This window comes from Bradyrhizobium sp. P2_E8, from assembly GCF_056403875.1.
This window is the reverse complement of the sequence record NZ_JBFUES010001147.1, coordinates 1-2,177: the sequence shown is the minus strand read 5'-3', so window position 1 is coordinate 2,177 and position 2,177 is coordinate 1. Positions and strand designations below refer to the sequence as shown.

Sequence of the window (2,177 nt, the reverse complement as noted above, 5' to 3'; positions counted from 1 at the left end):
GTCTTGTAGATGTCGCGCGAGGGCAGCGCCGCATCGCGCGCGATCAGATAGGCGCTGCGGAATTCCTCGGTGTCGATCATCTTGCGCGCGAGCAGGCGCCGCTCGATCCACCATTCGTCGAGATTGTAGAGCCGGTTCGGATCCTTTGGCGCCGACAGCATGAGCTGGGCCGCTTCCGCAAACTTCTCCTCGCGGCGCAGGAGCTGGATCTTGCTGAAGATGAAGCCGGGATCGTTGTGCAGCTCGCGCGGCACCGCGTCGAGCAAGGCGTGCGCGTTCGGCGCCTTCTTGACGGCGGCGATGCGGGCCTTGGCGAGCGCGACATAGCCGGCGCCGAGACGTTTTGCGGCGCGCAGCGCGGCCTCGTTCTCGCTGCCGTAGAGCAGGGTGTCCATCCGCGCCTTCTGGTCGCCCGGCGTCAGCAGGGCGCCGAACTGGTCGAGCGCGTTGTTCTCGGTGTCCTCCGACATCGGATCGCTGCGCCAGGCCTCGCGCACCAGCCGCTCGGCATTGGCGCGGTCGCCGCGCGCCAGCATCGCCTTGGCGAGCGTGAAGCGGCCCTTGGCGGACACTGGGGATTCGTTCTCGAACCATGACCACGCAACTGAATCGTCGCGCCTGTCGTCCCACATCGCAGCCTCGAGCCGGCGGCGCAGGAAGGTCTGCGACGGCCAGCTTGGATTGGCGGAGAGGAAGGCGCGGTAGCGTTCCACGGTTGCGCCGTTGTCCTCGCTGCGCAGGATGATCCATTCGGCGAGCTTTCGCGCGACGGGATCCGAGATCGAGGCAGCGTAATTGGTGGCGTCGGCCGCCTTGCGCTTGCGCACGAGGTCGATGACGTTCTCGAGCGTGTCCTTGTCGGCTTGCGACGTCGAGGAGGTCGCAGCGACCGYGGCCGGCGTGACCGGCTTGCGCGGCGTCGCGTGCTGGCGGGTCGCGGGAACCAGCACGGGAGCTGCGATCGGTTTGGCGGCCGGAGCGGCGGCAGGTCTGACGGTGGCCGTTGCGGCCGGCGCGGGGGCGGCCTTGGGGGCTGAGCCGTTGGCGGTCGGCTGCGATTTCGGCGCGGGCGCCGCTGCCGCAGGCTTGGGCTTGTCCTTGGCGGGTTCCTTGCCAGCATCCTTGCCGGCATTCTGGGCGGGTTTCTTCGCGCCATCCTTGGCCGGGGCGCCAGCCGCCCCCTTGCTCGCGGCCTTCGCTGTGTCCTTGCCGGTTCCCTTGGCTGTTTCCTTGGCTGTTTCCTTCGCTGTGTCCTTGGCCGATCCTTTGCCGGATCCCTTCGTGGCGTCCTTGGCGGCTGGCTTCGCGGTGTCCTTGGCGCCTTCGGCAGGTGTCTCATTGGACTTGGCCCAGGCGGCGCAGCCGACCGACAGGCCCGCCATCAGGCACACGGCCAGACCGGTGGATCGCCATGTGGCGCGAGGAAATGAGGTCACGGCGTTTCGTCGCCCCGAATCAGTCAAGTGGCTCAAGATCTAGCTGAATTTGATTGAATATGCGGACAAAATACCAACAGCCGCTTACCGCGGGCGGGTTTGCACCATCACCGCGGCAAAATCGCGGCCTAAACGGTGCGTCGCACGGGAGCGGCCCTTTTACCGGCCGGATAGACCCGATATGAATGGGGCTTGCTCTCAAAACTCGCCGCGTACGGAGGAAGTCCATGGCAGCCAAGACGAAATTCCGGGGGTCGTTCACCGCCTTGGTCACGCCGTTCAAGAACGGCTCGCTCGACGAGGCGGCGTTCCGCTCCCTGGTCAACTGGCAGATTTCCGAGGGCACCAACGGCCTGGTCCCGGTCGGCACGACCGGCGAGAGCCCGACGCTCAGCCATGACGAGCACAAGAAGGTCGTCGAGTGGTGCATCGAGGAGGCCAAGGGCCGCGTGCCCGTGGTTGCCGGTGCCGGCTCCAACTCGACCAAGGAGGCGATCGAGCTGGCCCAGCACGCCGAGAAGGCGGGCGCGGACGCCGTGCTGGTAGTGACGCCCTACTACAACAAGCCGACCCAGGAAGGGATGTACCAGCACTTCAAGGCGATCAACGATGCGATCGGGATTCCGATTATCATCTACAACATCCCGCCGCGCTCGGTGATCGACATGTCGGTCGACACCATGAAGCGGCTGTGGGAGCTGAAGAACATCGCCGGCGTCAAGGACGCCACCGCCAGCATGG

Annotated in this window: 1 protein-coding gene and 1 pseudogene; one reads left to right on the top strand and one right to left on the bottom strand. The window is 66.2% G+C overall.

Translation table 11 applies throughout. The features are described from left to right. Positions 1–1,382 (bottom strand): annotated as a pseudogene (locus AC1D00_RS37865) (lytic transglycosylase domain-containing protein); the annotation flags it as partial. 281 nt (positions 1,383–1,663) lie between these two features. Between AC1D00_RS37865 and dapA the strand changes: the two are divergent. After that, positions 1,664–2,177 (top strand): 4-hydroxy-tetrahydrodipicolinate synthase (gene dapA / locus AC1D00_RS37860; protein ID WP_477014187.1); only part of this gene is annotated, 514 nt, incomplete at its 3' end.